This window comes from Streptomyces bottropensis ATCC 25435 (genome assembly GCF_000383595.1).
GTDB classification, from domain to species: domain Bacteria; phylum Actinomycetota; class Actinomycetes; order Streptomycetales; family Streptomycetaceae; genus Streptomyces; species Streptomyces bottropensis.
The window spans coordinates 279,741-305,359 of record NZ_KB911581.1 but is presented as its reverse complement, the minus strand read 5'-3'; the positions used below and the strand labels follow the sequence as shown (position 1 = coordinate 305,359).

Annotated in this window: 23 protein-coding genes and 1 pseudogene; 9 read left to right on the top strand and 15 right to left on the bottom strand. The window is 71.2% G+C overall.

The features are described from left to right. Nucleotides 1–17 precede the first annotated feature (17 nt). The 3 genes and pseudogenes from STRBO_RS0101345 to STRBO_RS0101335 form a co-directional block, all read left to right on the top strand. Nucleotides 18–1,784 (top strand): DUF3556 domain-containing protein, encoded by a 1,767-nt coding sequence (locus tag STRBO_RS0101345; RefSeq protein ID WP_005483450.1) that lies wholly within the window; start codon nucleotides 18–20, stop codon nucleotides 1,782–1,784. Beyond that, on the top strand, nucleotides 1,781–3,211 hold the full coding sequence (locus STRBO_RS0101340; RefSeq protein ID WP_005483449.1) for a phytoene desaturase family protein: 1,431 nt from the start codon (nucleotides 1,781–1,783) through the stop codon (nucleotides 3,209–3,211). Before STRBO_RS0101345 ends, STRBO_RS0101340 begins: the two co-directional genes overlap by 4 nt. Nucleotides 3,212–3,396: 185 nt before the next feature. Then, nucleotides 3,397–3,728, top strand: a pseudogene (locus STRBO_RS0101335) (hypothetical protein); the annotation flags it as partial. On the opposite strand, the gene STRBO_RS0101330 reads toward STRBO_RS0101335, so the two are convergent. The 4 genes from STRBO_RS0101330 to STRBO_RS0101310 form a co-directional block, all read right to left on the bottom strand. Then, nucleotides 3,724–4,434: an AAA family ATPase gene (locus STRBO_RS0101330; protein WP_005483447.1), complete on the bottom strand. Its 711-nt coding sequence runs from the start codon at nucleotides 4,432–4,434 to the stop codon at nucleotides 3,724–3,726. The pseudogene STRBO_RS0101335 and the gene STRBO_RS0101330 overlap by 5 nt on opposite strands. Before the next feature lie 205 nt (nucleotides 4,435–4,639). Beyond that, a complete protein-coding gene (locus STRBO_RS0101320; RefSeq protein ID WP_005483445.1) occupies nucleotides 4,640–4,996 on the bottom strand; it encodes an SCO4225 family membrane protein in 357 nt (118 codons plus the stop codon). An 80-nt stretch (nucleotides 4,997–5,076) separates the two neighbouring features. Next, nucleotides 5,077–5,757 (bottom strand): response regulator, encoded by a 681-nt coding sequence (locus tag STRBO_RS0101315; protein WP_005483444.1) that lies wholly within the window; start codon nucleotides 5,755–5,757, stop codon nucleotides 5,077–5,079. Continuing rightward, nucleotides 5,754–8,135: a sensor histidine kinase gene (locus STRBO_RS0101310; protein WP_005483442.1), complete on the bottom strand. Its 2,382-nt coding sequence runs from the start codon at nucleotides 8,133–8,135 to the stop codon at nucleotides 5,754–5,756. Before STRBO_RS0101310 ends, STRBO_RS0101315 begins: the two co-directional genes overlap by 4 nt. Before the next feature lie 276 nt (nucleotides 8,136–8,411). Between STRBO_RS0101310 and STRBO_RS0101300 the strand changes: the two genes are divergently transcribed. Next, a complete protein-coding gene (locus STRBO_RS0101300) occupies nucleotides 8,412–8,864 on the top strand; it encodes a DUF5707 domain-containing protein (RefSeq protein WP_020113647.1) in 453 nt (150 codons plus the stop codon). Between the two features lie 105 nt (nucleotides 8,865–8,969). Here STRBO_RS0101300 and STRBO_RS0101295 read toward each other — a convergent pair whose 3' ends face one another. From STRBO_RS0101295 to STRBO_RS0101275, 5 genes are all read right to left on the bottom strand, one after another. After that, nucleotides 8,970–9,917 carry a CU044_5270 family protein gene (locus STRBO_RS0101295; RefSeq protein ID WP_005483439.1) on the bottom strand — a complete coding sequence of 316 codons (948 nt, stop codon included), beginning with the start codon at nucleotides 9,915–9,917 and terminating at the stop codon, nucleotides 8,970–8,972. A 1-nt stretch (nucleotide 9,918) separates the two neighbouring features. Continuing rightward, nucleotides 9,919–10,536: an RNA polymerase sigma factor gene (locus STRBO_RS0101290; protein ID WP_237547727.1), complete on the bottom strand. Its 618-nt coding sequence runs from the start codon at nucleotides 10,534–10,536 to the stop codon at nucleotides 9,919–9,921. A gap of 407 nt (nucleotides 10,537–10,943) precedes the next feature. Next, nucleotides 10,944–12,248, bottom strand: a complete 1,305-nt coding sequence (locus STRBO_RS0101285) for a DUF418 domain-containing protein (RefSeq protein ID WP_005483436.1) — start codon at nucleotides 12,246–12,248, stop codon at nucleotides 10,944–10,946. Between the two features lie 142 nt (nucleotides 12,249–12,390). After that, nucleotides 12,391–13,383: a hypothetical protein gene (locus STRBO_RS42615; protein ID WP_020113645.1), complete on the bottom strand. Its 993-nt coding sequence runs from the start codon at nucleotides 13,381–13,383 to the stop codon at nucleotides 12,391–12,393. A gap of 53 nt (nucleotides 13,384–13,436) precedes the next feature. After that, on the bottom strand, nucleotides 13,437–15,095 hold the full coding sequence (locus tag STRBO_RS0101275; RefSeq protein WP_028796409.1) for a serine/threonine-protein kinase: 1,659 nt from the start codon (nucleotides 15,093–15,095) through the stop codon (nucleotides 13,437–13,439). Between the two features lie 247 nt (nucleotides 15,096–15,342). Here STRBO_RS0101275 and STRBO_RS0101270 point away from each other — a divergent pair, with 247 nt between their 5' ends. Next, the gene (locus STRBO_RS0101270) at nucleotides 15,343–15,573 is read left to right on the top strand and encodes a hypervirulence associated TUDOR domain-containing protein (RefSeq protein ID WP_020113644.1); all 231 of its coding nucleotides are present in this window, start codon (nucleotides 15,343–15,345) and stop codon (nucleotides 15,571–15,573) included. A gap of 86 nt (nucleotides 15,574–15,659) precedes the next feature. Here the strand turns inward: STRBO_RS0101270 and STRBO_RS0101265 are convergent, their stop codons facing one another. From STRBO_RS0101265 to chvE, 3 genes are all read right to left on the bottom strand, one after another. After that, the gene (locus tag STRBO_RS0101265; RefSeq protein WP_020113643.1) at nucleotides 15,660–16,139 is read right to left on the bottom strand and encodes an MSMEG_6728 family protein; all 480 of its coding nucleotides are present in this window, start codon (nucleotides 16,137–16,139) and stop codon (nucleotides 15,660–15,662) included. A gap of 195 nt (nucleotides 16,140–16,334) precedes the next feature. After that, nucleotides 16,335–16,538, bottom strand: coding sequence for a DUF4287 domain-containing protein (locus STRBO_RS0101260; protein ID WP_028796408.1), 204 nt, complete (start codon nucleotides 16,536–16,538; stop codon nucleotides 16,335–16,337). Nucleotides 16,539–16,674: 136 nt separating this feature from the next. Continuing rightward, on the bottom strand, nucleotides 16,675–17,763 hold the full coding sequence (gene chvE, locus STRBO_RS0101255; RefSeq protein ID WP_020113642.1) for a multiple monosaccharide ABC transporter substrate-binding protein: 1,089 nt from the start codon (nucleotides 17,761–17,763) through the stop codon (nucleotides 16,675–16,677). 777 nt (nucleotides 17,764–18,540) lie between these two features. Between chvE and STRBO_RS39785 the strand changes: the two genes are divergently transcribed. The 3 genes from STRBO_RS39785 to STRBO_RS0101240 all read left to right on the top strand — a co-directional run bounded on the left by STRBO_RS39785 (nucleotide 18,541) and on the right by STRBO_RS0101240 (nucleotide 20,667). Next, nucleotides 18,541–19,020: a DUF5990 family protein gene (locus STRBO_RS39785; RefSeq protein ID WP_202500322.1), complete on the top strand. Its 480-nt coding sequence runs from the start codon at nucleotides 18,541–18,543 to the stop codon at nucleotides 19,018–19,020. 256 nt (nucleotides 19,021–19,276) lie between these two features. After that, nucleotides 19,277–19,480, top strand: a complete 204-nt coding sequence (locus STRBO_RS0101245; RefSeq protein ID WP_020113641.1) for a cold-shock protein — start codon at nucleotides 19,277–19,279, stop codon at nucleotides 19,478–19,480. A gap of 809 nt (nucleotides 19,481–20,289) precedes the next feature. Then, the gene (locus tag STRBO_RS0101240) at nucleotides 20,290–20,667 is read left to right on the top strand and encodes a helix-turn-helix domain-containing protein (RefSeq protein WP_005483412.1); all 378 of its coding nucleotides are present in this window, start codon (nucleotides 20,290–20,292) and stop codon (nucleotides 20,665–20,667) included. A gap of 3 nt (nucleotides 20,668–20,670) precedes the next feature. Here the strand turns inward: STRBO_RS0101240 and STRBO_RS0101235 are convergent, their stop codons facing one another. The 3 genes from STRBO_RS0101235 to STRBO_RS43625 all read right to left on the bottom strand — a co-directional run bounded on the left by STRBO_RS0101235 (nucleotide 20,671) and on the right by STRBO_RS43625 (nucleotide 24,146). Further along, nucleotides 20,671–21,387 (bottom strand): polysaccharide deacetylase family protein, encoded by a 717-nt coding sequence (locus STRBO_RS0101235; protein WP_005483411.1) that lies wholly within the window; start codon nucleotides 21,385–21,387, stop codon nucleotides 20,671–20,673. A 267-nt stretch (nucleotides 21,388–21,654) separates the two neighbouring features. Further along, complete coding sequence (locus STRBO_RS0101230) at nucleotides 21,655–23,616, bottom strand: glycoside hydrolase family 5 protein (protein WP_005483410.1); 1,962 nt, start codon at nucleotides 23,614–23,616, stop codon at nucleotides 21,655–21,657. A gap of 389 nt (nucleotides 23,617–24,005) precedes the next feature. Further along, nucleotides 24,006–24,146, bottom strand: coding sequence for a hypothetical protein (locus tag STRBO_RS43625; protein WP_005483409.1), 141 nt, complete (start codon nucleotides 24,144–24,146; stop codon nucleotides 24,006–24,008). Nucleotides 24,147–24,471: 325 nt separating this feature from the next. On the opposite strand from STRBO_RS43625, the gene STRBO_RS0101220 reads away from it, so the two are divergent. Beyond that, entirely contained in the window at nucleotides 24,472–25,608 is a 1,137-nt protein-coding gene (locus tag STRBO_RS0101220; protein WP_005483405.1) for a sugar ABC transporter substrate-binding protein, read from the top strand. The last annotated feature ends 11 nt before the right edge of the window (nucleotides 25,609–25,619 follow it).

Sequence of the window (25,619 nt, the reverse complement as noted above, 5' to 3'; positions counted from 1 at the left end):
CGAGAAAGGCGAGAACCATGGGGTTCAAAACAGGCGACTTCCCGCCGGTCGATCCGGAGACATTCCTGGACAAGCCTCTCCAGGAGCGCATGAAGACGTTGGCCCTGCACTGGGTGGAGTACGGTTTCGGCTCGCCGAAGATGATTCCGACGACGTACGTGGTCAAGGTCCTTTTCCTGTACGTCCTCGCCGGCACGGCCCTGGTGACCTGGACCTCGGGCACCGGACCGTTCTGGGACGTCGCCCACTGGTGGGACGAGCCGGCCGTCTACCAGAAGCTCGTGCTCTGGACGGTCTTCCTGGAGGCGCTGGGCGTGGCCGGCTCCTGGGGGCCGATCGCGGGCAAGTTCAAGCCGATGACCGGTGGCGTCCTGTTCTGGGCCCGGCCCGGCACCATCCGGCTGCGCCCCTGGAAGCGGGTGCCGTTCACCGCCGGCGACCGCCGTACCGTGGCCGATGTCGTCCTGTACCTGGCCTTCCTGGCGTCCCTGCTGGCAGCGGTCGCGGTGCCCACCGACGGACTGGTGCCCGTGGGCCTGTTGATCGCGCCGATCGCGCTGTACGTCGTGTGCGGCCTGCGGGACAAGACGCTCTTCCTGGCCGCCCGGGGCGAGCAGTACCTGCCCGCGCTGGTGTTCTTCGCCGTCCTGCCCCTCACCGACCTGATCGTCGCGGCGAAGCTGCTGATCTGCGTGGTGTGGATCGGCGCCGGGGTGTCGAAGTTCGGGCTGCACTTCACCAACGTGGTGTCGCCGATGGTCTCCAACAGCCCCTGTGTCCCGTCGAGGCGGATCAAGCGGCTCCACTACCGCGACTTCCCCCGTGACATCCGCCCGTCGAAGGCCGCGACCCTCGTGGCGCACGTCGGTGGCACCGCCGTGGAGGTCATCACCCCGCTGGTGCTGCTCTTCTCCACGAACCACTGGCTGACCGTCGCCGGCGTGGCGTTGATGGTCGTCTTCCACCTCTTCATCGTCTCGACGTTCCCGCTGGCGGTGCCGCTGGAGTGGAACATCCTGTTCGCGTACCTGTCGGTCTTCCTGTTCCTCGGCTTCCCGGCCCAGGACGGCTACGGCGTCGGCGACATGTCGTCGCCGTGGCTGACCGCCGGTATCGCCGCCGCGCTTCTGTTCTTCCCCGTGCTGGGCAATCTGCGCCCGGACCTGGTGTCGTTCCTGCCCTCGATGCGCCAGTACGCGGGCAACTGGGCCTCCGCGCTGTGGGTCTTCGCCCCGGGCGCGGAGCAGAAGCTGAACTCGCTGCCGCACCGCCCCACCACCAACCAGGTCGACCAGCTCCAGGCGATGGGCTACCCGCGGGAGGTCGCCGAGATCACCATGCAGCAGACGATCGCCTGGCGGTCGATGCACAGCCAGGGCCGCGGCCTGTTCTCCGTCCTCATGAAGAACCTTCCCGACCTCGACCGACGGACCGTGCGCGAAGCCGAGTTCGCGTGCAACTCGCTGATCGGGTTCAACTTCGGCGACGGCCATCTGCACAACATCGACCTCGTCGACGCCGTGCAGGCCCGGGTCGGGTTCGCCCCGGGCGAGTGGATCGTCGTATGGGTGGAGTCGCAGGCCATCCACCGCTCGGTGCAGCACTACCAGGTGATCGACGCCGCGCTCGGGGTCATCGAACGGGGTACGTGGAAGGTCGCGGACGCGGTCGAGGAGCAGCCGTGGCTGCCGAACGGCCCGATCCCGCTCGACGTGACCTGGACCCGCGAGCAGTCGTCGCCGGTGGTGGGGCGGCAGGGCACGGTGGAAAGCTTGGCCACATGAGTACGGCAACCGTGGTCGGCGCCGGCCCCAACGGGCTGGCCGCCGCCGTCGCCCTGGCCCGGGAGGGCGTACAGGTCACCCTCCTGGAGGCGGCCGACGAGATCGGCGGCGGCGCCCGCTCCGGTGAGGCGATCCTTCCCGGGCTGCTGCACGACCACTGTTCGGCCATCCACCCGATGGCAGTCGGCTCACCGTTCCTGCGCGGGCTCGGCCTGGAGCGGTACGGGCTGCGGTGGGCGCTGCCGGAGATCGACTGCGTACATCCCCTGGACAGCGGCACGGCAGGGGTGCTGCACCGCTCCGTCACCGAGACCGCGGCCGGTCTCGGCGGCGACGGCCGGCGCTGGCGGTGGCTGTTCGACGGCCCGTCGGCGGCGTACGACACCATCGGCGCCGACATCCTCGGCCCGCTGCTCCGCGTCCCACGGCACCCCGTCCGCCTCGCCCGTTTCGGCGTCCCCGCGCTGGCACCCGCGTCGCTGCTGGCGAAGGCGTTCGCGACCGAGGAGGCGCGAGCGCTGTGGGGCGGGGTGGCGGCGCACGCCTTCCACCCTCTCGACCGGCCACTGAGCGCCGCCATCGGACTCGGCATCCTCACCGCGGGGCACCGGCACGGCTGGGCCGTGGCTGCCGGCGGATCAGGCCGCATCACCGACGCCATGGCCGCGCTGCTGACCGACCTCGGCGGGAAGATCGAGACGGGCGTGCGGGTGCGGTCGGCCTCCGAACTGCCGCCGACGGACGTGACCCTCTGGGATGTGGCGCCCTCCGCGCTGGCCGACATCCTGGGTGACCGGCTGCCGCCCCGGGTCGCCCGTGCCTACCGGCGGTTCCGGTACGGCCCGGGGGCGTTCAAGGTCGACTTCGCGGTCGAGGGCGGCGTGCCCTGGACCGCCGAAGCGGCGCGGCGGGCCGGCACGGTGCACGTCGGCGGCACGTACGCCGAGATCGCCGCCACGGAGCGGGACATCCACGCCGGACGGATGCCCGACCGTCCGTTCGTCCTGGTCGGCCAGCAGTATCTGGCCGATCCCCGGCGGTCGGCCGGCGACGTGCATCCGGTGTGGACCTACGCCCACGTACCGGCCGACTGGCCCGGCGACGCCACAGGAGCGATCACCGCCCAGATCGAACGGTTCGCCCCGGGATTCCGGGACCGGATCGTCGGCACCTCGGTGCGCACCACCCCCGGATTCGCCGCGTACAACCCGAACTACGTCGGCGGCAACATCATGACCGGCGCCAAGGACATCCCCCAGTTGCTGTTCGGCCCGCGGCCCACTCCGCACCCGTACGACACCGGTCTGCCCGGCCACTACCTGTGCTCCGCGGCCACCCCGCCCGGCCCCGGCGCACACGGAATGTGCGGAGCCCACGCCGCCGCACGAGCTCTGCGCCACCTCCAAGGGCAGACCTGGGGCCCGTGACGCCGAGGCGGGGAGCGGCACGGGGGTGAAGAAGCCGCAGCATGTGCGGGCCACCGGCTCCCCACGCGGGCCGGCGGTGGCGACAAGCACGTCCCTCCAGTGGGACCGTAGGCGCCGCTGTTTCGAGTGCGGCGCCTACGACGGTTCTGTAGCCTGGCGGCGCTGTCCGTCGGGGGGAGCTGACCGTGGAGAACATCCTGTCCGTGGCCATCGGGTCCGCTATCGGCCTCTAGGGGCGGTGTTCGGTTGGTGGTTCACCGCGCGCCGGCAGGGCCGCAGGTGGCTCCGCGAGCAGCAGCTCACAGCCGGGATCGGCTTCAACACCGCCGTGGTCCAGCTGCTGGACCACCTGAAGGAAACACAGCTGGGTGACGACGGTCCCGGAGCCGACGAGTTGGCGAACCAGATGCAGGAAGCCCGCTCGGCCCTCTACCCGCTCTGTGCCGGCGACACCGTCGATCTCGCCGACGCTCTCGCGCGTCGGGTCTGGAGCACTGTGGAGGGCGACCGCCCTACGGTTCGATGATGTGCCGCAGATAGGCCTGCGGGTCGGCGAGGTAGCGGCGCCAGTGATCCACGACGCCGAGCTCCCGCCAGACGACCCTTCGTAGGCCGTGGTCGCCGACCTCGACGATGTCCGCGCCCGGCAGGGCGGTCAGCAAGGGGGAGTGCGTGGCACAGATGACCTGGCCGCCCTCCTTGGCCAACCGGTCGATGTGCCCGATCAGTTCGAGGCACGAGGAGAAGGAGAGCGCCGCCTCCGGCTCGTCGAGGACATAGAGCCCGGCGTGCAGGAACTTACCGCGGAATGCCGCGAGGAAGCCCTCGCCATGGCTGACCGAGTCCGGCGACAACCCCTCCCTGCCCAGGGCGTCCAGCGCGGTCTCGGCCCGCAGGAAGAAGCCCTTGCGGGCCGACCAGCTGGTGGCCATACGGCGCCCGCCCGAGGCCGCGTCGAACCTCATCCGCTCGCCGAGCACCGACTTGCCACGTGGGGAGGCGTACCGCCAGTCGTGGGAGCCGCCATAGGAGTCCAGGCCGAACCCCTCCGCCAGCGCCTCGACCAGGGTCGACTTCCCTGAGCCGTTCTCACCGACCAGAAAGGTCACCGGCGCGGTGAAGCGCAGCCCTTCGTCGAGCAGCTGCCGGACGCAGGGCACCGACCAGGGCCAGGCGTCCTCGTCGTGCGAGGAGAGGTGGGCATACGCACGTTCGACAATCACTCGATCAGTGTCCCGCAGGACTCGGACGTACGGTGCCGCCATGTCGTCGGGGGCGCGATCACCATAGGGAACCCCTCCTCAGCATCACCGGCGAAGCAGACATGGACGTGGGCGTGGGCATGGGCGTGGGCATGGGCCTCGACACGGGCAAGCGTGTGCACCCCTTCCGCCGCAGGTCAGGACGGGAAGGAGCCCTGGATGCCCTTCAGTCCATGCGACCGCCGCGGCGCAGTGCGCGGGTGCACCAGCCGATGATCGCGGTGTTGACCGCTGCCCCGAAAGCGACGGCGATGAAGGCCATGACGATGTTGCCCGGCAACACGAGGAGCACGAGGCTCGCGGGAGCGGTGGCGAAGAGCGGGATGACGCCGGCCATGGACTCGTCCGTGCTGTCGCCGACGGTCACCACCACGGCCCACACGAGCAGTACGACACAGATGCCGAGGTAGCCGAGGCCGACGACGCCGATGTGGTCGCGCAGCCGGCGGGGGACGGATCGGCCGGGATCGGTACGCGTATCGGCATCGGTTTCAGTATCGGTATCGGAATCGGAATCGGTCATGGGGATGGACTCCTTGGTTGCGTCGGTTGCGTCGGTTGCGTCGGTTGCGTCGGTTGCGTCGTGGTGGTCGGTGGGGGTGGTCAGAGGTGGGTGCCGGGCGGGTTCGGGCGGGCGAGGCCGAGGTCGTACGCGAGGATCGTCGCCTGCACGCGGTCGCGCAGGCCGAGCTTGCGGAGCAGCGCGTTCACGTGGGACTTCACGGTGCCTACGGTGATGCCGAGTTGCTCGGCGATCTCCGTGTTGGTGAGTCCGGCCGCGACCAGGGTGAGGACGCCCCGCTGGCTGCCGGTCAGGCTGTCCAGTTCGGGGGAGCTCCCGACCGGGGCCGCGGCGGGTGGTCCGGACGCGTAGTGGCCGATGAGGCGGCGGGTCGCGGACGGGGCCAGGACGCTCTCGCCGGCCGCCACCTCCCGGATGCCCTGGAGTAGTTGGGAGGGGTGTACGTCCTTGAGGAGGAAGCCCGAGGCGCCGGCGCGCAGCGCGTCGAAGACGTACGCGTCGAGGTCGAAGGTGGTCAGGACGAGGACGCGGGGCGCGTTGTCCCGCCCGGTGATGATGCGGGTGGCGGCGATGCCGTCCAGTCCGGGCATGCGTACGTCCATGACGACGACGTCGGGAGCCAGCTCTTCGGCCAGCCGCACCGCGGCGGCGCCGTCGGCGGCCTCGCCGACGACCGTCAGGTCCTCCTCGGCGTCGATCACGGCGGCGAACCCCGCCCGTACGATGCCCTGGTCGTCGACGACCAGCACGTTGAGGCTCATCGGTGTCTCTCCTCGTTGTCCTGCGCGACGGCGAGTGGCAGCCGGAGCCGGACCGTCCCCCGCGGGCCGGTGGTCACGGTGCCGCCGAGCGCCGCGACCCGCGTGGTCAGCCGCTCCCGTACGGCGGAGTCGGCGGCGCGGGGCACTCCAGTGGCCGTGAGCGTCAACGTATCGTCATGCAGGTCGAGTTCGAGCATCGCAGGCTCCTCGCCGCCGGCCGCGAGCACCGTCTCGGCGGCGCGGTAGGCGGCCAGGTCGACGGCGGTGGGCAGTTGTTCCGGTACGCGGTCGGTCAGCCGTATCTCGATGTCCCGCCCGGTGGCCCGGAGTTGGTGGGCGAGCAGGTCCAGCGCCTGGAGGGTGGGCTGCGGTCGTAGTTCGGCCCCTGCCCCGCCCTCCCGGACGGTGTCGAGCAGGGTGCGCATCGCGGCCAGGGCCTCGCGGGCACGGGTCGCTGTCGCGTCGAGCCGGCCTGCCTCCGCCTCGGTGACCATGTCGGCGGTGCGGGCCAGTACCGTGGTTTCGAGACCGGCGGCGATGCGGCGGCGCTCGGTCCAGGCGTCGCGGACGGCCTCCTCGGTCCAGGTGGCGAGGCGTTCGTCGTGGGCGCGGCGGTCGGCTTGCCGGCGCCGGGTGCGGCGGCGTCCGGTCAGGTGAGCCGCGGTGCCGGTGAGGGTCGCGCCGACGGTGGTTCCCGCGATGACCGTCCAGAGGGGAGCGGCCGTACCTCGGCCCAGAACCGCGGTGGTGGCGGCCGCGGCGTGCACCAGCACCGTGAGGAGAATGGTCGTGACGTGGCCGTAGGCCGGTGGGAGCCGGTCGCTCCCCCGCTCATGAGGGATCCCCCTCGCGGCGGAGCCGCGTTCCGATACAGCGCCGCGCCCCTTTCGGGACGTGGCAATACAGGTCGGTTGCATCGCGAGGGCCGCGCACGTGGCCAACAGGCTCAGCGCGGGCGGGAGGAGGACGGGGCCGCCGTAGTTCCCCACCGCCATCGCCACCGGCCACAGCAGCGCCAGCCCCAGCAGCATCCCGTACGCCGTCCGCGGAGCCCTTCGCAGCCACAGCAGGGCCACCGCCTGGCCCGCCGCCAGCAGGGCGAAGAAGACACCCGCGGACACCCCCGGCGCGCTCGACGTCTCCTCGGCCCGGATGACCAGCACGGGCAGCAGCGGCTGCAGGACCAGGCCCAGCGCCGCCACCACCTGCGCCGCGCGGTAGCTCCTCGGCGCCGACGGTTCCACCGTCGTCGCCGTCCGGCCCGGCAGTACCGCCCGTACCTCCCAACCGCCCTCCGCCGTCGGGCCGCTGTGCACCGTGCCACCCGCCTCCCGTGCCCGGGAGCGCAGGAAGTCCTGCCCGCGTCCGCCGCCGAGTCCCGCGCCGTGCGCCACCGCACCGGCCGGCGGGGCCGTGCTGGTGACCACGACGTCGGTGCGGGTGTCGCCGTACCGGCACAGCACCCTCGTACGCGCGCCGGGCGCATACCGTGCGACGTTGGTCAGCGCCTCGCGCACGATGCCGTACGCCGCCTCCGCGACGGCGCCGTCCGGCAGGAGGTCGATCTCGCAGTCGACCCGCTGGTCCAGGCGCCGGAACCCGGCGACCAGGTCCAGCAGCCGTTCCTCCGGTGACGGCACATCCCCGCGGGAGGGCGCCGGCGCTCGTACGGCGCCGAGCGCGCGGGTGACCTCGCCGCCGGTCTCGACCGCGAACTCCAGTGCCTGCTCGGCCAGTTCGGGACGACGGTCACGCAACCCGAGGGCCGCTCCCGCCGTGACCACCACGGCGGTCAGATGGTGGGCGCTGACGTCGTGCAACTCCCTTTCCATACGGCGCCGTTCGGCCGCCGGGAGCCGGTGGCGCTCGGACTCGGCCCGCTGCAGCAGGTGTTCAGCGGCTCGCCGTGCGCGACGGGTTCGCCGTACGAGCAGGCCGGCGCCGCACGCGGCGGCGTACAGCAGAGCGGTCAGGACGAGGTCGAGCCCGTCGCGGTCGCTGAGCCCGTGCAGGCTGATGTTGTACAGGAGTTGCCAGGCGGCGAGCGCCACCACGCACAGCACGGCGGTGAAGGCGTCGCGTTCGGTCGCCACGGTGAACAGGGCCAGCGCGACACCCGCGGTCCCGAGCACCGCCGTCGCCCCGGCGGGCAGCGGCCCGGCACCCAGCGCACAGGCGGCGGCGACCACGACGAGGGTGGCCACCGGGCGGGCACGGCGCAGGGCGAGCGCGGCCGTCACCACCGCGGCGACCAGGGCCACCACGAGAAGGGCGGATGCGGGAGGGACGGCCCCGCGCACAAACGGCACCCCGGGCCACACCACGGCCTGGGCGCAGATCAGCAGGACCGGGAGCAGCCGGTCGTCGGTTCGATTCATGGCGGATCAAGGCTATGGCCGCAGGTGAGCGGCCCGGATCCGGCTGGAGGCGGATGCCGGTCTCTTACCTGGGGTGCAGAGTCTCTACCTGTGGTTCGACGCGCCGATCGTCCCGCAGCGCGAGGACGGCTCCATGCCCCCGGCCATAGGCTCGATCACATCGAGAACGCGGTCGGCCACCGCTTCTACGACCACTTCCAAGACCGGCTGCGCAGCGGTTCTTCCGCGCTCTTCCGTAGCCGACGCGGCTCTTCAACGAATTCAGGGGGATCTCCCATGTCCAAGCGCATTCTCTTCTCGTCACTCATCGGCGCCGTCGCCCTCGGCGGAGTGGCCGCCGGCGGCATCGCCCTGGCCTCGGCCCCCACTGAGCCGACCCTGGAGCACGGCTCGGCTCGCTACACGGCTCCGTCCGGCGGCAGTGCGGGCTCGCTCACCTACACCGTGGACGTGAGCGACGACTCAGGCATCCGGAGTCTCAAGGTCCTCGCGTGGCCCGCGAGTTCGAAGCTCGACCCGACCGCGGCGGAGGTTCGCTCGGCGGATGAGAGCGCCACGTGCCGGAGCACCTCGGACGAGACCGTCCGCTGCACCTACGGGGAGAAGGTCACGAAGCAGGAGGCGGCAGACCTGGCCAAGGGCACCTGGTACGTCTCGGTACTGGCGACGGCCAAGGACGGGGGCACGACGTTCGTGCCCCGCGCCGCCACGTTCGACGTCACACGCTGACACGTCGATCGAACTGTCGCTCGACGGCGTTCAGCGGGGCGGTCTGCCGGAAGCGTGGCTTCCGGCAGACCGACTCTGCTTGTGGGCCACTTCCGCCCGGCCGGTTCACGGCTTCTCGCCGTCCCGGTCGACGAGGGACTGGGTCGTCTTCATCTCGCAGAATGTGACCTCGCCCTTCTTGTGCGAGCGCCCGGCCGACGAGCCGTCCTCGTACTTCTCCTCGTAGTCGCGCACCGCGACCGACTGGTTTCCCTGGTACTGGAAGGTGTCGGGGTCGAGGAGGTACTCCCGGCGCTGAGCGGCCTTGCTGCCCAGGTCCGCGTATATGGCGATGGCGTCCTGCCCCATGGGGTCCTTCACCAGGTGCGGGACCACCTCGATCCCGGGGTCCGCGGCCAGGGCCCGGTACAGCTTGGCCATGCCCTGCGGATGCACGGGATAGGCCTCGTCGAGGGTCGCCAGGAGCGCGAAGGTCTCGACCTGCTCATCCGTCAAGCCGGTGTCCTTGCCCAGGGGGAACATGTCCACCGCCTGCTTCCGGATCTCGGCGGGGTCGTCCGGCAGCGAGGCGAGCAGGCGATACAGCCGCCGCTGCGAGGGCTCGTTGTCGCCGTCCTTGTCGTCCTCCCTCACGGGGCTGTCGTACTGGACCCACTCCTCGCTCACCTTGGGCTTGGCGTCGGGCGCCGCGTCCGACGCTCCGTTTCGGCACTGCGCGGTCTTCAGGTAGACCCACTGGCCGTCGCGCGGATGCAGATCCGGCTGCCGCGACACCACTTCCGCCGCCTGCTCCAGGACTGCCGTCGCGGACGTCAGGCCGGGCCCGGCAGGCTGCACTCCGCGCTCGGGTTCCTCACCACCGGCGAGCATGGTCACCAGCACCGCGATGCCGACCACCGTCGCGGCGACCCCCGCAGCCGTCACGCGCCAGTCCAGCCGCATCCTGCGGGCAGAACCCTGCTGCGTTGCTTCCAGCAGCTTCTGGCGGCCGGGAACCAGCCGCACCCGGTCCGGCGTCGGCGCGTCGGCGCGCAGCTCGTGCATCTTGGTCATGTCATCCATGGATTACCGCCCCGTTGTGGTCGCTCACGATGGTGGGGTCGGCGCCGAGCGCCGTACGCATCTTGCGCCGCGCCCGGTTCAGCCGGGAGCGGACCGTGCCGACCGGCACCCCGAGGGCGTCGGCACACTCCTGGTAGGTGAAGTCAGCCCAGGCGACCAGCAGCAGCACATGCCGGTCCTTCCTGGGCAAGGCCGCGATCGCCCCGGCCAGCGCCTGCTGCGAGGCCTCGGCCGTCACCCGCTCGTCGGCCCGTTCCGACCAGGACTCGGCCACCGGGTCGACGCCGGTACGGGCCAGCGCCCGCAGCGCCCGCACTTCGGAGCGGCGGTGGCTGCCGATGAGGTTGCCGGCGATGCCGTAGAGCCACGGCCGGGCACTGGCGCGCGCGACGTCGTAGCGGGCGCGGTTGCGGAAGGCGATGAGGAAGGTCTGCGCCGTGATGTCGTCGGCATGACCGTCGCCCAGCCGGCGCATCACATACCGGTGGATCTCGGCGGCGTGTCTGTCGTAAAGCCTGGCGAATACCTCCGGCCGCTCCAGGGATTCCTGGATGACCAGCGCGTCGTCGGTGGGTGGATCCCCCACGAGGCCCTCGCTTCTTCGTGCCATAGGAGTGGAGTGCATTCCACCCCCTGTTGTCCGAAGCGGCCAGGAGGGTTCACGCGCAGGAGGCGCTTCGGTTCGTGTGCCCGTGTGCCCGTGTGCCCGGACAGCCCACGAACTCTTGGCCCCAGAGTCCGTGACAGCGGGGCTCCACCCTGGGGGGCTTGGACATGGTCATGGCACATGCGCGCCCTGGTCGATGGGCACGCCCGCCGTCGTGGCTGACTGGCCAGGTCGACGGCCTGGGGTTTGTGTTTTCCCGGAGATTGACCTGCGAGTTCCGGGCCGTCGGGCGCACGGAGATCGGGCGTACGGAGATCGGGCGTACGGAGGGCACGGTCCCGGATGGCGGCCGTACCCGCAACGCCTCCGGCTTCGGAAGCCCGGCTGTACCCGCGGACACCCCGCGACGCTCAGCGCACCCGGCGAGCCAGTGTCGTCGCACGGTGGAGCAGGTGTTCCAGGGGGCCCCGGCGGAAGAAGCGGGACCAGGCCGTCGCGAAGAGGATGGCTCCGGTGATGAACGCGAGCAGCAGTGTGGTGGACGCGGACCGGGGTGGTGCGGCGGCTTCGCCGGGGAGGGCGAGGATGACCAGGATGTGGCCGACGTAGAGGGTCAGGGACATGGTGCCGACGGCGATGACCGGCGTCGCCGCCCGGCCCAGCCACGGCAGCCGCGCCAGCGCCACCGTCAGGCACAGCAGCACGGTGATCGCGATCCCCAGGCTGCCGATGAGGTCGAACGTGGAACCACTGTGCGGCTCGGCCGCCAGCAGCCCCCATGCGTCGGGGCCCCACAGCTCACCGCCGACCGGCATGTCGAAGGATGCCGCCGCCGTGCCTGAGTCCTTCATGGCCTCGAAGTCCTCCATGGACGGCATCCCGCTCATGATCTTCTGATCGCCACCGGTCCACCGCAGCACCAGCCACGAGACGCCGTACCCGAACGCGATCAGCGCCGGGCCGACCACGGCCAGCCGCCGCTGCACCGCCGCGGAGGCCAGATCCAGGCGGCCCAGCGCCATGCCGGTGACCACGAACGTCATCCAGGTGATGGCCGGGTAGAGGCCGGTGAGCAGGAAGTCGAGCACGCCCACGCCGGAGAGGCGGGCGATCGGGTCGTAGGAGTCGATGCCGCTCACGACGGACTCCGTGAGCAGCGACCGCAGGGCGTACGCCACCTGCGGGGTGACGACCGCGAGCGCGACCGCGACGGTCGCGAGCGTCCTGGCCCGCAGCCGCAGCAGGGGCAGGGCCAGCAGGAAGTAGACGGCGTAGAAGTTGAGGATCCCGGCGCCGCCGAAGTTCGTCGTCGCCAGCGCGACGCCCAGGACCAGCAGGACCACGGCCCTGATCAGGATCCGGGCCCTCGCCTGTCGGCCGGCCAGTCCGGTCTTCGGTTCGAGGCGGCCCGCGATCAGTGTCAGCGAGAATCCGGCGAGGGTGGCGAACAGCGCGGACGCGCGGCCGCTCGCCAGGCCCAGGAACCAGTCCCCGACGCCGCCCCCCGGCGTCGGAAAGGGTCCCACGTGCACGGCGAACATCCCGAACACGGCCAGTGCGCGGGCGAGGTCCACCGCGACCAGCCGCGTCATCGGCGCGGCGCGTTCCGCCGCCGTGGCGGGCGCGGGTGCGGGTGCAGGTGACGGTGTGGACTCGGGTGCGGGTGCGGGTGAGCCGGGCGGTGAGGGCTTCTCGGTGCTTTCGATCTCGGTCACCGGGACAACGTCGCCTAGACGGATGTGGGCCAACCACCCAACATTCGGGGGGAGTTGACCCGCCGGGTGGCCTTCTCCACCCCGCCGATCGGCGGGTCGTGAACCGGCCGGCGGGTCGTGAACCGGCCAGCCGGTTCGTCCGTCAGGGGCAGTCGTACGTGACGGGGACGGTGACCGCTCGCTGCGACGGGGAGAGGATGCGCAGTTCGGCCCGGCCCTCGTGACGGCCCGTGCCCTGGAACGTCCACAGCAGGTGCAGGCGCGCCTGACGCTGGTCCCGGACCAGCACTTCGCGCAGGACGCCCGAGGTGGTGCCGTCGCTCCGGATCCAACGGTAGGAGAGCGTGCCCGGACGGCCGTTCGTCCTGACGAGGCCGACGATGTCCGCGGTGCCGTCGCACCCCAGGACCTTCGGCTCGGCCGCGACCGCGACCGTACGCACCTGCACGGACGGACCCATGCGCTGCCAGGCGAGGAACGCGAGGACGCAGAGCACCACCAGAACGGGCAGGGCGTGCCGGCGCAGCCGTCGGCGCCGGGGCACCTGGACCGGAGGCATGGTGGGCAGCGTCCGGTGGGTGCGGTGCGCGACCTCGGCGGTCACGCCCGGGCCGAAACGCAGCAGGGTGCCCTCGACGCGGTCGGGGGGCGTCGATCCCGGCTCCCCGACCGCCTCGGGCTCCGACCGTGGCTGCGATCGGGACTGCGACTGCGGCTCCGGGAAGAGCACCGGTGTGGGCTCGGCCGCAGGCCGCGTCGGGGAGTGCTCGACGAGTGTGTCGCCGGCCTGGGGGCGCTGGATCCAGTGGCTGGCCAGCACGGTGGCGCTGTACTCGGCGTCGTCGTAGGCGGGTTCGCCGCTCGGGGGGTGGCCGTCGGAGGGGTCGAGACGGACGGTGCTGTCGTGCGCGTCGGCGGGGCCGAGGCGGACGGTCCCGCCCTGGTCATCGACCGGGCCGAGACGGACAGTCCCGCCATCCTCATCGACCGAGCCGACCGAGCCGACCGAGCCGACGGAGCCGAGACGGACGGTACCTCCGTACTCGTCGACAGACCCCAGCCGGACGGTCCCGCCCTCCTCGTCGACCGGGCCCAGCCGGACAGTCGCTCCCTGCTCGTCGACAGAACCCAGCACCTGCGTCGGCTCATGGTCCCCGGCAGGTGTCGGAGGACGGTCGTTTCGCGTGGTCACCGGATCTCACACTGCCTGGTCAGCAGCTGCTGCGACGCGCCGCCGTCGGCGGAGGCCGGGCTGGTCGTGCCCTGGACCGCCCAGTAGCAGCCGCCGCGTCCGAAGGTGTGGTCGACGGTGATCGTGTACTGGGTCGCGCCGTCGCGCTGGAAGGTCTGGGACGCGCCGTCCGGGGCGCCGAGCTGTCCGGAGCCGTCGCTCTTGAACCACGAGACGGTGACGGAGACCGGGCCGGTGCCGTCCGTGGTGATGGTGATGGTCGACGTGGCGGTCGCGGGGCCCGTCTGCCGGAAGGCCGCCACCGTGACGTCCTTCACGGCCGTGGCGGCGGGCGCGGAGGGGGCGGACGTCGTCGGCGCCGGTGGGCTCTCCGTGTCGCTGTCGCCGGGCGGCGTCGTGTCCGGGTCCCCGGTCGCCGGGGCGGAGGCCGAGGGCTCCCCCGTGTCGGTGGGCGACGGCGCCGAGGGCGACAGGCCGGGGGACGCCGACGCGTCGGCCGACTCGGAGACGGTCGGGGTCGGGGACGCGGACGCGGAGGTGGTCGCGGCGGTGGGACCCGTCGTCGTACCGGCCCCGGCGCTGGTGGTGGCCAGGGCCTGGGCCGCCGCCTGCGGAGCGGCCCCCGGGGCGTGCTGGATCCCGTAGGTCAGGAGAACACCCAGCAGCGCGGCGGCCCCGGACACGAGCATCCCGGGCCGGCCGGGTCTCCAGGACCGCGCCCAGCCGCCGCCCGACCCCTGGCTCAGCACCGTGCGCGCGGTGTCCGTACTGGTCCGGGGGCCGCTGCGGGCCGAGGGCAGCAGCAGCGGCAGCAGTGCCACCAGCGCGGCGAGCCGGCCTCGACCGCGCTCCTCCCAGTCGGGCCCGTAGGCGCCTCCGGCGGCCGCCTCCAGATCGGAGACGAACGCTTCGACCTCCGCGGGCCGGTCCTCCGGGTCCTTGGCCAGCCCCCGCCGCACCAGATCCCGTACGGGCTCGGGGACCTCGTCCACGGGGACGGGCGCGTCGACGTGCTGCAGGGCGAGTTCGGCGAGGTTGTCGCCCGCGTACGGCTTGTGGCCCGTCAGACACTCGAAGAACGTGGCCGTGGCCGCGTACACGTCGGCGGCGGGCGAGGCGGGCGCGCCCGTCCACTGCTCCGGGGCCATGTAGGACGGGGTTCCCGCCACACCTGCGCTGGTGCCGGCGTCCACCGCGATCCCGAAGTCGACGAGCTTGGACTCGCCGTCCGGTACGACCAGGACGTTCTCCGGCTTGTAGTCGCGGTGGACGACGCCGATCCGGTGCGCGTCGGCGAGGCCGAGCAGCGATCCCTTGAGGATGACGAGCGCGGCCTCGGGATCGAGCGGGCCCTGTCTGGAAAGCAGTGCCCGCAGCGAGACGCCGTCCACCAGCTCCATCACGATGGCGGCGCCGTGCGGGCCCTCCACGTACTCGTACAGTCCGGTCACGTGCGGGCTCTGCAGTCCGCCGAGCAGCCGCGCCTCGGCCCGGAAGTCGCGTACGAAGCCCGGCCGGGTGCGCAGGGGCTCGCTGAGGTACTTCACGGCGACCGGAACTCCGGTCTCCTCGTGCACGGCCAGTACGACCCGCCCGCTCGCCCCGGACCCGAGTTCGAGTGACTCGGTGTATCCGGGCACCGCCCATGTGTTCATTCCACCCCCAAGGCCGCCGTGCGCCGCCGCCCATCCACTCCCCCGGGACCGGGCCGCGTGGAGAGTGAGACACATTTTCGGCCATCGCGGTTGCATGCGATAGCCGCGGGTTCCACCGTTCTGGAATGCCGGTGCCCGGTGGCGAAGTGGTGACGGCGCTCGCCGCCGCGCTTCCGACGGGACTCCGGGTGTCGCTTTCGTCCGTTTTTACCGGGGCACTCGCGACCTGAGTGACGGGAGGTGAATCATGGCCGGGAAGCGACAGCCGCGCAAGGGCGATCGAGTGTCGTGGAAGAGTCACGGGTCCGAGACCACGGGCAAGGTCGAGAAGAAGATCACCGAGAGGACCGAGGCCGCCGGACGCACCGTCGACGCCTCCGCCGAGGACCCTCAGTACCTGGTCCGCAGCGACAAGTCCGGGCGCACGGCCGTACACAAGCCGCAGGCGCTGCGCGGCGGCAGGAAGAAGGACGGGTGACGCACTCATCGAGCGCGTGCGCCCATCGAGCGACCACTCGGTCACTCGGTCACTCGGTCACTCGGTCACTCGGTCACCGGTACCGGTCACAGTGAGGCGGTGGCCTCCCGGTCGGACGCGGGCCATACGTACGGCAGGTCGTCCGGCACGCCGGGGAAGGACTCGGCGTAGAGGGCGGGGTCCTTGCGGACCAGCGCGGAGCGGTGGCTGCGGTGGAAGGCCTCGTCGCCGAGCCAGGGCGGCAGCTCCCCGACGGCCGCCAGCCGCGCCTGGTCCCGGGTCGGCCCGTCGGGCCGGAACTCCGTGAAATCGGTGACCAGGGTGGCCGCGCAGCTGTCCCGGTGGCCCAGCTCGCACCACACCTCGCAGACCTCCAGGCCGTACCGGACGAGGGCCTCCTCGTAACCCGCCCACATGCGCACCGCCGGATGCCGCCGCCACCCGTACCCCGGCCGGATGAGCCCGCGCAGCACCTGCAGCGCCTCGACGCGCTGCTTTCCGAGCCGACGACGGTCCAGGGCCTCCGCCGAGGCCCGGAAATCGGGATACGGCAAGAAGGTCTGCATGCCGTCGCCCCTCTCTGCACGCCGATCAGGCGATCCGGTCGTCGCCCCGGTCACGGACCCGGTCCCGCCCTTCGCCGGGTACCCGAACACGGGGGCACGAAGACCTCGAACCGGGGCGTAATACACACGTGCACACGTGCGTGCACACGTGCAGGCACACGGACAGGCGACCGGCACGCGGCGGAGCCGCCCCGCTCACTGTTCGGCGAGTGTGTGGGCCACGAGGGCGTTGGCGTGGCCGTGGCCCAGGCCGTGCTCGCTCTTGAGCCAGGAGACGAGCTCCATGTGCTTGGTGAGCGGCGAGGCCCGGATCATGTCCTTCCACTCGGCGACGGGACGGCCGTACTTCTTCTCGATCGAGGGGAAGTAACTGGCGGGGCCCTTCACGGGTGCGGTCATGTCGGTCGCGTCCTTTCCGTCGGTCGGCCGAGCGCGGCGCGGGTCCGCGCGCGTCGGCACGTGTCGTCGGTCATGACCGGCGGGGGCCGCGGATGTGATCGACCTCAGGATGTGATCCGGGTCACTGGGCCCCGAGCTACTTGAGTTCTTCCTCCGTGTAGAGGTCGCTCGCGGCCAGGACGTACTCGTAGTTGGACTTGTCGACGCTGATCGGCTGCAGCAGATACGCGGGCACGGCCTTGACGCCGTTCTTGTACGCCCGTCTGTTGTTCAGCTCCGGAGTCTCGCCGTTGAGGATGTCGTCCGCCATGTTCGCTGCCCTGCCCGCGAGTTGGCGGAGATCCTTGAAGACGGTCTGCGACTGGTCGCCCGCGATGATCGACTTCACCGAGGCCAGTTCGGCGTCCTGTCCGGTGATGATCGGGAGGGGCTTGGCGGCGGTGCCGTAACCGGCCGCCTTCAGCGCGGTGAGGACGCCGATGGAGATGCCGTCGTACGGCGACAGGACCGCGTCGACCCGCTGGCTCCTGTACGACTGGGAGAGGACCTGGGTCATCCGCTTCTGCGCGGTGGGCCCGTCCCAGCGCAGCGTGGTGATCTTGTCCATCTCGGTCTGGCCGGACCTGACCACCAACTGCTTGTTGTCCAGATACGGCTGCAGCAGATGCATCGCGCCGTCGAAGAAGAACTTGGTGTTGTTGTCGTCGGGAGAGCCGGCGAACAGTTCTATGTTGAACGGGCCCTTGCCGTCCTCCAGGCCGAGCTTCTCGATGATGTGACGGGCCTGGAGCCGGCCGACCTGCTCGTTGTCGAACGAGACGTAGTAGTCGACGTTCCTGGTGCCGAGGATGAGCCGGTCGTAGGAGATCACGGGGATCTCCGCGGCGGCGGCCTGTTCGAGCGCGCCGTTCAGCGACTTGTTGTCGATGGCCGCGATGATCAGCGCGTCGACGCCCTGCTTGATCAGCTTCTCGATCTGCTTGACCTGGGTCTGCGGGTTGTCCTCACCGTAGAGCAGCTCGGTCTTGTACCCCTTGTCCTCCAGGTCCTCCACGACACTCTTGCCGTCGGTGAGCCATCGCTCGGAGGCCCGCGTGGGCATGGCGATGCCGATCGTGCCGCTCTCGGAGCTGCTCTCGCTGGTCTCGCCGCCGCAGGCGGACAGGGTGAGGGCGAGCGAGACCGCTCCGGCCAGGGAGGCGAGGGCGGCTCTTCGGTTGGGCATGGTGTCTTTCCCTGTTCTTGTCGTCGTCGAGACGGACCGAACGTCAGGTCGAGCGGCGGCGGCCGCGGAGGATGGGCCCGGCGGTCTCGTCGTGCCGCCTCGGTGCCGGTGAGCGGGGGACGGACCGCGCTGGGTCATCGCGGTTCAGGTCGCCCGGCACATCGGTCGAGCCGCTGCCCGGACGCGTCGGCGTCCCGGGGCCCCTCGGCTGTCGTGATCCCGCTGCCCGCGTGCACCTGGACAAGGGTGAGGCTGCGCCACGGCGTCCCGGCCACGTCGGTGCTGACTCCGGTGCTACGCAGGGCACTTGCCTTTCCCGTCGTTCGAAATCTCGTCACATGGTCAGAAGATTGGCGAGATTGGCGTGACATTAGGAGCGGATGTGCCGGGTGTCAACGGAACGCACACAAACGCTTTCGGTAGTTGTCCGCCACGAGGACCTGGGGTGTGGTCCTCGGTGACGTCCAGCATGAGGCACGGCGTCCGTGACAGGGGGTCGCGATCTGGCCGATTTCGATGCCCTGGGCCCGCCATCGACCGCCGTAGCGACTCCCCGCGTCGACCGTTCGCGTCGACCGCCGGCCCCCGCCGCCTCGGACGGGGGCGGGTGGCGGCGGCATGGCGGTCATGGGCGGCGAGGCGGGGGCCGAGGTCGACACGCCGTGCACGCTGGTCCAGTGGGAAGAGTTCGGCGATGTCTCCTCCCTGGCGCCGGGCGCGTACACGCTCTGGGACACCCGCCGGGTGGGTGGAGTCGGCGTGGACACCGGCGGCGGGATGATGGGGGTCATGCGCATCCGCATCGACGCCGTCGACCTCCCCGGCCGCACCCGCCCCGCCTCCGCCGACGGCAGAGTCCCGGCGTACGACAACCTCCATGTCGCCGTACAGCGCCGCGACCGTCCGGCCGAACTCCTCGACCCGCAGCCCGGCGACGCCCCGTCCGCGACCTGGACCCTGGAGTGCACCGCGAGCGCCTCGGCGGACGGCATCGGGATCAAGGGGCCCTATGTGCAGGACCGGCTGGGCCGGCGCTTCGTCTACCTGTCGTGGGGCACGGTCGACGGCTCGGGCATCTTCACGATGTTCCGCCGCGCCAAGCTCATGCTCGATGTGATCCCCGCCGAGGTGCTCGCCGCCGCCGCACGCGACGGGCTGCTGGTCGGACGCGTCGCTCTGACGGACCCCCAGGGCGGCCCCCTGTGCGCACGAGTCGAGCCCCCGCTCATCACCTGGACCGCCGGGCGGGCGGAGTAGCGCGGGGACCGCAGCGCGGCGCGGAGGAATATCTGTATCCGCGAAGTCAGAAATAGGCGGGGCGTGCGACGAGTATTCCTCGACCCCCGACCCGAACGGAATTTTGGATCATTCAAACCGGATCGTGCCGTGCTAATGTCGATGCCAGTTGCAGGTGTGGTTGCCAGAAGGTTCATTTCCTGACGGGTTGATCAGCACGGCGACGCGGAATCCGCACACGGCGAATTCCGTACCTCGTCTCCGAAGGAGAAATGACATGGCTACTGGCACCGTGAAGTGGTTCAACGCGGAAAAGGGCTTCGGCTTCATCGAGCAGGACGGCGGCGGCCCCGACGTCTTCGCCCACTACTCGAACATCGCCGCCCAGGGCTTCCGCGAGCTGCAGGAAGGCCAGAAGGTGTCCTTCGACATCGCGCAGGGCCAGAAGGGCCCGACGGCCGAGAACATCGTCACCGCCTGACACTCGCGGCACATATTCTCAGCAGCTGGGGCCCGCACCTTGAGGTGCGGGCCCCAGCTCGTCGCGTTTCCGCCCCACCTGGCACTTACCCACCGGGACACTTCCCACCGGGCACTTCCCCGGCCGAGAGCGGATCACGGTCGCGCGATCACGCGTTCCGTGCGTGTCGCCTCCGATCCGCTCCGACGATTCCCTCGCGCAGGACACAGCGCCGCTTTGGCTTTCCGCCGTCGAATTCGCCGATCGCGGCCGACCCGGCCCACGCCTTCGAGTCCGCCCCGGCCCACCCCGGTCCACCCCGGCCCGCCCCGGTCCACCCCGGCCCGCCCCGGTCCACCCCGGCCCGCCCCGGTCCACCCCGGCCCGCGCCGGCCGCCAGGCGCCGCCGTAACGGATCGCATGTCGCCCATCACGCCTGGTAACAAGCTATCTGTGCCTCCAGACGACTGAAATCTATCTTGGCCACAGTAGACATTGGCTTCCGACGCGGTTAGCCTTCTACTCGTTGAGACGGTCTGGCGACCTACCGGCCACGGACCGGCGAGGTCGCAGTACACGAGCAAGAACGGAGGAGACGCCATCAGGATCGCCCGGCCCGAGAGGCACTCGGCCCGGGTACCGCAAGACCCCGGATGGGAAGGTGGTCTCCGGTCAAGCAGCCGCGATCCCCGCACCCCCCTTCGTCAGGGCTGGTAGCGGATACAGAAGGTCGGCACAGCACAAGAGCCGACAGATGGTGTTGAATTTCCTTCGGGGCCCTGGTGCCGTACGGCACCAGGGCCCCTCGACGCGTTGCACTACGAGGTGACATGACAGCAGATAACCCCCTCAGTGGTCGTCTGGACGACGACGACTACCCCGCGTACACGATGGGGCGGGCCGCCGAGATGCTCGGCTCCACCCCGGCATTCCTCCGCGCCCTCGGAGAGGCCCGGCTGATCACTCCGCTGCGCTCGGAGGGCGGACACCGCCGCTACTCGCGCTACCAGCTGCGGATCGCCGCGCGCGCCCGCGAACTGGTCGACCGGGGCACCCCGATCGAGGCCGCCTGCCGCATCGTCATCCTCGAGGACCAACTGGAGGAAGCGCAGCGCATCAACGCCGAGTACCGCCGTCGTGCCGGGCACGAGGCGCTCGACGGCGAGGTCTCCGGTTCGGTGCCCGGCTCGGTGTCCGGTTCCGGCTGAAGGTCACGGCCGATAGGCGGCGCGGTTGTGGTACGTGACCTTGCCGCTGGGCAGCTTGGCCGGGGCGAAGAGCTGGTCGACGGTCACGAAGTGGAAGCCGCGGGCCTTGAGTGCCTTGATGATGCCGGGCACCGCGTCGACCGTCGTCCGGTGGATGTCGTGCATGAGGACGATGTCACCGGGCTTGGTCTGCGCGTCGACGTACTTGATGAGCCGGGCCGAGTCGCGGTACTTCCAGTCGAGGGTGTCCACGCTCCAGTGGACCAGCGGCCGTCCGGCGGCCGAGCGGACCGCCGCGTTGTGGGCGCCGTAGGGGGCGCGGAACGTGGTGGGCTTCTTGCCGGTCGCCTGCTTGATCGCCGTGTCCGTACGGGAGAGCTGCGACTTGATCTTGGCGGCGCTGAGTCTGGTCAGATCGGCGTGGTCCCAGCTGTGGTTACCTATCTGGTGGCCGGCGAGCGCCGCGGCGTTCATCGTCGACGGGTTTCGCTGGACGTTCGCACCGACGGCGTAGAAGGTCGCTCTGACGTCCCGCTCGCTCAGCAGGCGCAGCAGCCGCTGGGTGTCGGTGACCGGCCCGTCGTCGAAGGTGAGGGCGACACACTTGACCTTGCGGCAGTCGACGGCCTGGGGTGCGGCCGAGGCGGATGTGGCGGTACCGACCAGTGTGGTGCCGCACAGGGCTGTGATGATGGCCGAGATGACGAGGCGTCGTTGCATCAGATCCTCCGGTGGCGGTCAACTTCCCGTTTGAGCAGCGGACTTGCCTCGTAAGACACACGCGACAGAGCCTTGGATGTACATGGGAAGCGGAAGGCCGCATACCGGAGCGAAGCGGGGCTGAGCGGGTCGGATCGGATGGAGGCCGGGCGGGTTCAACGGGACCGTTCGGAGCGGGTCCGAGCGGGTCGGATCGGATAAGGGCCGGGCGGGTTCAACGGGACCGTTCGAAGCGGATCCGAGCGGCTCGGAGTGGATCGGGAAAGGTCAGCTTTTCGGACGGCAGTAGAGCGCGTCGGGGGTGCGCGACGAGCCCACGCGGCCCGTGTAGGCGATCCCGGCGGCGTACTCGGTGTCGGCGCACTGCCCCTTGTGGTGACCCTGCGCGAAGTCACCGCCCTTGGGGGTGTCGCCCCGGTTGTCGCCGCGGTCGAACCACACGGTGCGGCCGCTCGTGCCGACGAGCGAACCGGGTGGCGCGGGTACGCACAGCGCGGCGGAGACGGCGGCCCCCCGGACGCTGTAGCCGGTGAGGAAGTGACCCTGAGGGCACTGGAGTTTGGTGTACCCGGACGCCCAGTCACGGCCCGGAGTGACGTACCGCTCGTCGACAACCACCTTGTGCCCGGCGGCCGGGTCCCACACGGGCCCGCCGGACACGTTCGAGCACAGGCCCCGGTTGCCGGTGTGGCTCAGGCCGACGAGGCGCCGGCCGTCGGGGCAGACGGCCTTGCGGGCGCCGGGATCCCAGTCGGGCAGGGCACGCATCCGGCGCGACGCGACGAAGTCGCCGTGGTCGGGGCTGAGCATCGACCAGTCGGTCACCGGGGCCACGCGGCCGGTGCGGCCCTCAGCCCTGACGAGCCGGGTCCACGCGGCGGCTCGCCAGTCGTCACCGTCGTACAGGCCCATGCGGTTGCCGGCAGCGTCCCAGTGGAGCAGGGCCCAGCCGTTGCCGGTGCGGTTCTCGTGCCATCCGACGAGGGGCCAGTACGCGAAGTCGGCGTCGGCGCGGACCAGTTGGTCGACGAAGTTCTCGAACCAGGCGCGCTGGCGGGCGCCGGTCTCCGCTCGGCCCCCGACGCCGAACTCGCTGATCCAGACCGGGGCGGTGAAGTGCCGGTCCTGTTCGGCGGTGACGAAGAACGCCTGGCGGTTCAGTACGTCGGTCAGCTCGGTGGGCGTCAGATCGCGGTAGCGGGGGTCGCTGGTCTCGCCCGTTCCGGTGGCGCCGCTGTGGCGGGGGCCGGTGTAGTCGTAGAAGTGGGCCGAGTACACGAGCTTGTCCGAGTCGACGAGCGTGTGCGAGAGACGGCGTACCGGTTCCAGGGTGGGGCGTTCGTGCGGCAGGCCGTCGACGGGGATGCCGGTCCAGTTGATGCCCTCGACGATGATCAGCAGGTCGGGGGCGGCCTCCGTCAGGATGCGGTCGCCCACGCGCTGCGAGGCGGCGAACCAGTCGTGGGCGTCGCCGAGGCCCCAGTTGGGGTCGTCCCAGATGTCGCGGCGCACCTCGTTGTAGAGGTCCGCGCCGACGACACGCTTGTTGTCCCGGTAGCGGCGGGCCATGAAGAGCCAGTCGTTCTCCCAGGCGGCGGCGGTCTGGGAGGCGTTCCAGCGTTCGTTGCCGTCGACGCCGCAGCACCAACGGGTGGTGTTGGTGTGGTTGTTGAGGATGACGGCGAGGCCGGCGGCGGTGAGTTCGCGGACGACGGCGTCGTACACCTGGAGGGGGGTCCTGCCGCGCAGGGAGGGGTTGGCGGCGATGGCGGCGTCCGTGACGGGGGCGCTGTCGTGGATCATCTCGTTGGAGAACGGCAGCCGGACGCTGTTGATCCCGATCTCCCGGAAACCGGCGATGATCTCCGCGACGGGGGCACGGTCCAGGCCGAGGGGTGTCCGGCCGGAGTTCTCGCCCGCATGGTGGTTCGCGTCCTGGTCCGTGCCGCCCGAGCCGTTCCATGTCCCGCTCGCGCCGTGCCAGTTGCCCGACCGCAGCCTGAAGCGCTCGCCGTCGGCGTCGACGATCCAGCGGCCCCGTGTGCTGAGCGGTGCCGTCCAGTCGTCCGCCGCGGTCACGGCGGCGCCGGGCGGAGCGGCGGACCCGGGGGCGGGGGCCTGCGCCGCCGCGGCCGCCGGGGCATGCGCCAGGGCGGGCGCCAGGGGCAGCAGCAGGAACACGGCGGCGGTCAGGGCGGCCCCGACGAAGGATCGGCGCACGGTCACCATCCATGGACGAGGCGAGGTTGTCATGGCAGCGTCACTATGGCGGGCGGCGCTGGATTGGTCCAGGCCTTCGGAGGGGTCAGTTACGGCGTCCGGGGCCGGCGGGGGCCGGGCGAGGACCTTGGTGAGGGCCTGGCGAGGGCCTGGCGAGGCCTGGCGACGGGACGGCGGAAGGCCGGGGGCACGCGGGAGGCACCGGACGGACAGCCGAGCAGGCCGAGCAGGCCGAGCAGGCGGACGTATCGGTCGCGCCGGGTGTGCCGGGGTGTGGCGGGGGGGTGCCGTGGTGTCCCGGACGCCGCCGGCCGGGCCCGCTCCACGACGAACCCCAGGCCGATGCCGGCCTGGGGTTCGTGGGGCGCCGCCCCCGGGGGCGTACCGGCCGGGGCCGGTCAGCCTGCGGAGTTCAGCACGTTTCCGTTCGCGCAGTGGTCGACCGTGTTGCCGGTCCTGGCGCCGCCCACCGGGACCACGGCCAGTTCCTGGAAGCACACGGCGCCCGCGCTGAAGTTCCAGTCGTTCGGGGCGTTCACTCCGGAGCCGAAGTTGCTGTCACTTCCGCGTGGGCGGGGGAGGCGAGGGCGGGGGCGGGCAGCAGGGCCAGCGTCATGATCTTCTTCACGTCGGCCCCGACGCCCCCACGCACCTGAGGACACCGGACGCCGGACGCCCCTCGCGCACCGCCGCAGTCCGCGCCGGACCCGTTGGACCTCCGGCCGGGCCCCCCTGGACCGCACCGAGTCCCTCGGCCCCATTGGACCCCCTGGACCGCACTGGACCGCACCGGCCGCTTGACTACGCTGGACGATAGCCATCCATAGCGGGGTAAGATCGGGCAAATTTCTTAAGGAATCGAAAATGGGTCTCGGTGTCGGTCGGTCGGCCGTGAAGCGAAGGTCCCTCAGCCGGGCGGGAGCGGCGGCCGTGGTCGCCGTCGGCCTGGTGCTGACCGGGGCGTGTGGCGCGGACGGAAGCGGCGGGAGCGGCGGGGGCGGCGGGGGCGGGGGTGACGACCTCCAGGTCGGCGTACTGCTCCCGGGCGGCGGAGCCTCCCGGTTCGGACAGTTCGACCGGCCCCTGATCGAGAAGAAGCTGAAGGAGCTGTGCCCGGACTGCCCGGCGGCGACCGTCGCCGCCACGGCCGAACCGGCGGTCCAGCGGCAGCAGCTCGACGCCATGATCACCCAGGGTGTGGACGTCCTGATCGTCGCCGCCGTCGACCCCAAGGCGCTGCGCTCCTCGATCGAGGCCGCGGACCGGGCCGGCATCCCGGTCGTCGCCTACGACCGGCTCGCCCAGGGACCCATCTCCGGGTACGTCACCTTCGACGGGGAGACCGTCGGCCGGCTCCAGGGCGAAGCCCTCCTCAAGGCCATGGGCCCCGAGGCGGACGGCGGCCAGATCGTCATGATGAACGGCGCCACCACCGACCCCAACGCCGACTGGTACAAGCGCGGCGCGCTGTCCGTCCTGGAGGGCAAGGTGAAGATCGGAAAGTCGTACGACACCGTCGGATGGCGTCCGGAGAACGCGTACGTCAACATGAGCGGCGCCATCTCCGCCCTGGGCGCGGACAACATCGACGGAGTCCTGGCCGCCAACGACAGCCTCGCCGGCGCCGTGGTCTCCGCCTTCGGCGCCAGCGGCGTGAGCCCGCCACCGCCGGTCACCGGCCAGGACGCGGATCTCGCGGCCGCGCAGCGCATCATCAAGGGCGAGCAGTACATGACCGTCTACAAACCGTTCAAGCCGGCGGCCGACGCCGCCGCCGAGATGGCGGTGGCCCTGGGGCGCGACGAGAGCATCGACTCCATCGCCACCGGAACCGTCGACAGCCCCACCGACCAGGACATCCCGGCGGTCCTGCTCCCGTCGGTCCCGGTGACGGCCGGCAACATCGAGGAGACTCTGGTCAAGGACGGTATGTACACCATCGACCAGATCTGCACCCCGAAGCTCCGGCCCGCCTGCGACAAGGCCGGACTCAGCCCGTGAACCTCATCCAG

Bases quoted from the DNA above. Each gene is read 5' to 3' on its own strand.
- STRBO_RS0101345 (WP_005483450.1), top strand. From the start codon at position 18: ATGGGGTTCAAAACAGGCGACTTCCCGCCGGTCGATCCGGAGACATTC.
- STRBO_RS0101340 (WP_005483449.1), top strand. From the start codon at position 1,781: ATGAGTACGGCAACCGTGGTCGGCGCCGGCCCCAACGGGCTGGCCGCC.
- STRBO_RS0101320 (WP_005483445.1), bottom strand. From the start codon at position 4,996: ATGACCGATTCCGATTCCGATACCGATACTGAAACCGATGCCGATACG.
- STRBO_RS0101315 (WP_005483444.1), bottom strand. From the start codon at position 5,757: ATGAGCCTCAACGTGCTGGTCGTCGACGACCAGGGCATCGTACGGGCG.
- STRBO_RS0101310 (WP_005483442.1), bottom strand. From the start codon at position 8,135: ATGAATCGAACCGACGACCGGCTGCTCCCGGTCCTGCTGATCTGCGCC.
- STRBO_RS0101300 (WP_020113647.1), top strand. From the start codon at position 8,412: ATGTCCAAGCGCATTCTCTTCTCGTCACTCATCGGCGCCGTCGCCCTC.
- STRBO_RS0101295 (WP_005483439.1), bottom strand. From the start codon at position 9,917: ATGACCAAGATGCACGAGCTGCGCGCCGACGCGCCGACGCCGGACCGG.
- STRBO_RS0101290 (WP_237547727.1), bottom strand. From the start codon at position 10,536: ATGGCACGAAGAAGCGAGGGCCTCGTGGGGGATCCACCCACCGACGAC.
- STRBO_RS0101275 (WP_028796409.1), bottom strand. From the start codon at position 15,095: ATGAACACATGGGCGGTGCCCGGATACACCGAGTCACTCGAACTCGGG.
- STRBO_RS0101270 (WP_020113644.1), top strand. From the start codon at position 15,343: ATGGCCGGGAAGCGACAGCCGCGCAAGGGCGATCGAGTGTCGTGGAAG.
- STRBO_RS0101265 (WP_020113643.1), bottom strand. From the start codon at position 16,139: ATGCAGACCTTCTTGCCGTATCCCGATTTCCGGGCCTCGGCGGAGGCC.
- STRBO_RS0101260 (WP_028796408.1), bottom strand. From the start codon at position 16,538: ATGACCGCACCCGTGAAGGGCCCCGCCAGTTACTTCCCCTCGATCGAG.
- chvE (WP_020113642.1), bottom strand. From the start codon at position 17,763: ATGCCCAACCGAAGAGCCGCCCTCGCCTCCCTGGCCGGAGCGGTCTCG.
- STRBO_RS39785 (WP_202500322.1), top strand. From the start codon at position 18,541: ATGATGGGGGTCATGCGCATCCGCATCGACGCCGTCGACCTCCCCGGC.
- STRBO_RS0101245 (WP_020113641.1), top strand. From the start codon at position 19,277: ATGGCTACTGGCACCGTGAAGTGGTTCAACGCGGAAAAGGGCTTCGGC.
- STRBO_RS0101240 (WP_005483412.1), top strand. From the start codon at position 20,290: ATGACAGCAGATAACCCCCTCAGTGGTCGTCTGGACGACGACGACTAC.
- STRBO_RS0101235 (WP_005483411.1), bottom strand. From the start codon at position 21,387: ATGCAACGACGCCTCGTCATCTCGGCCATCATCACAGCCCTGTGCGGC.
- STRBO_RS0101230 (WP_005483410.1), bottom strand. From the start codon at position 23,616: ATGGTGACCGTGCGCCGATCCTTCGTCGGGGCCGCCCTGACCGCCGCC.
- STRBO_RS0101220 (WP_005483405.1), top strand. From the start codon at position 24,472: ATGGGTCTCGGTGTCGGTCGGTCGGCCGTGAAGCGAAGGTCCCTCAGC.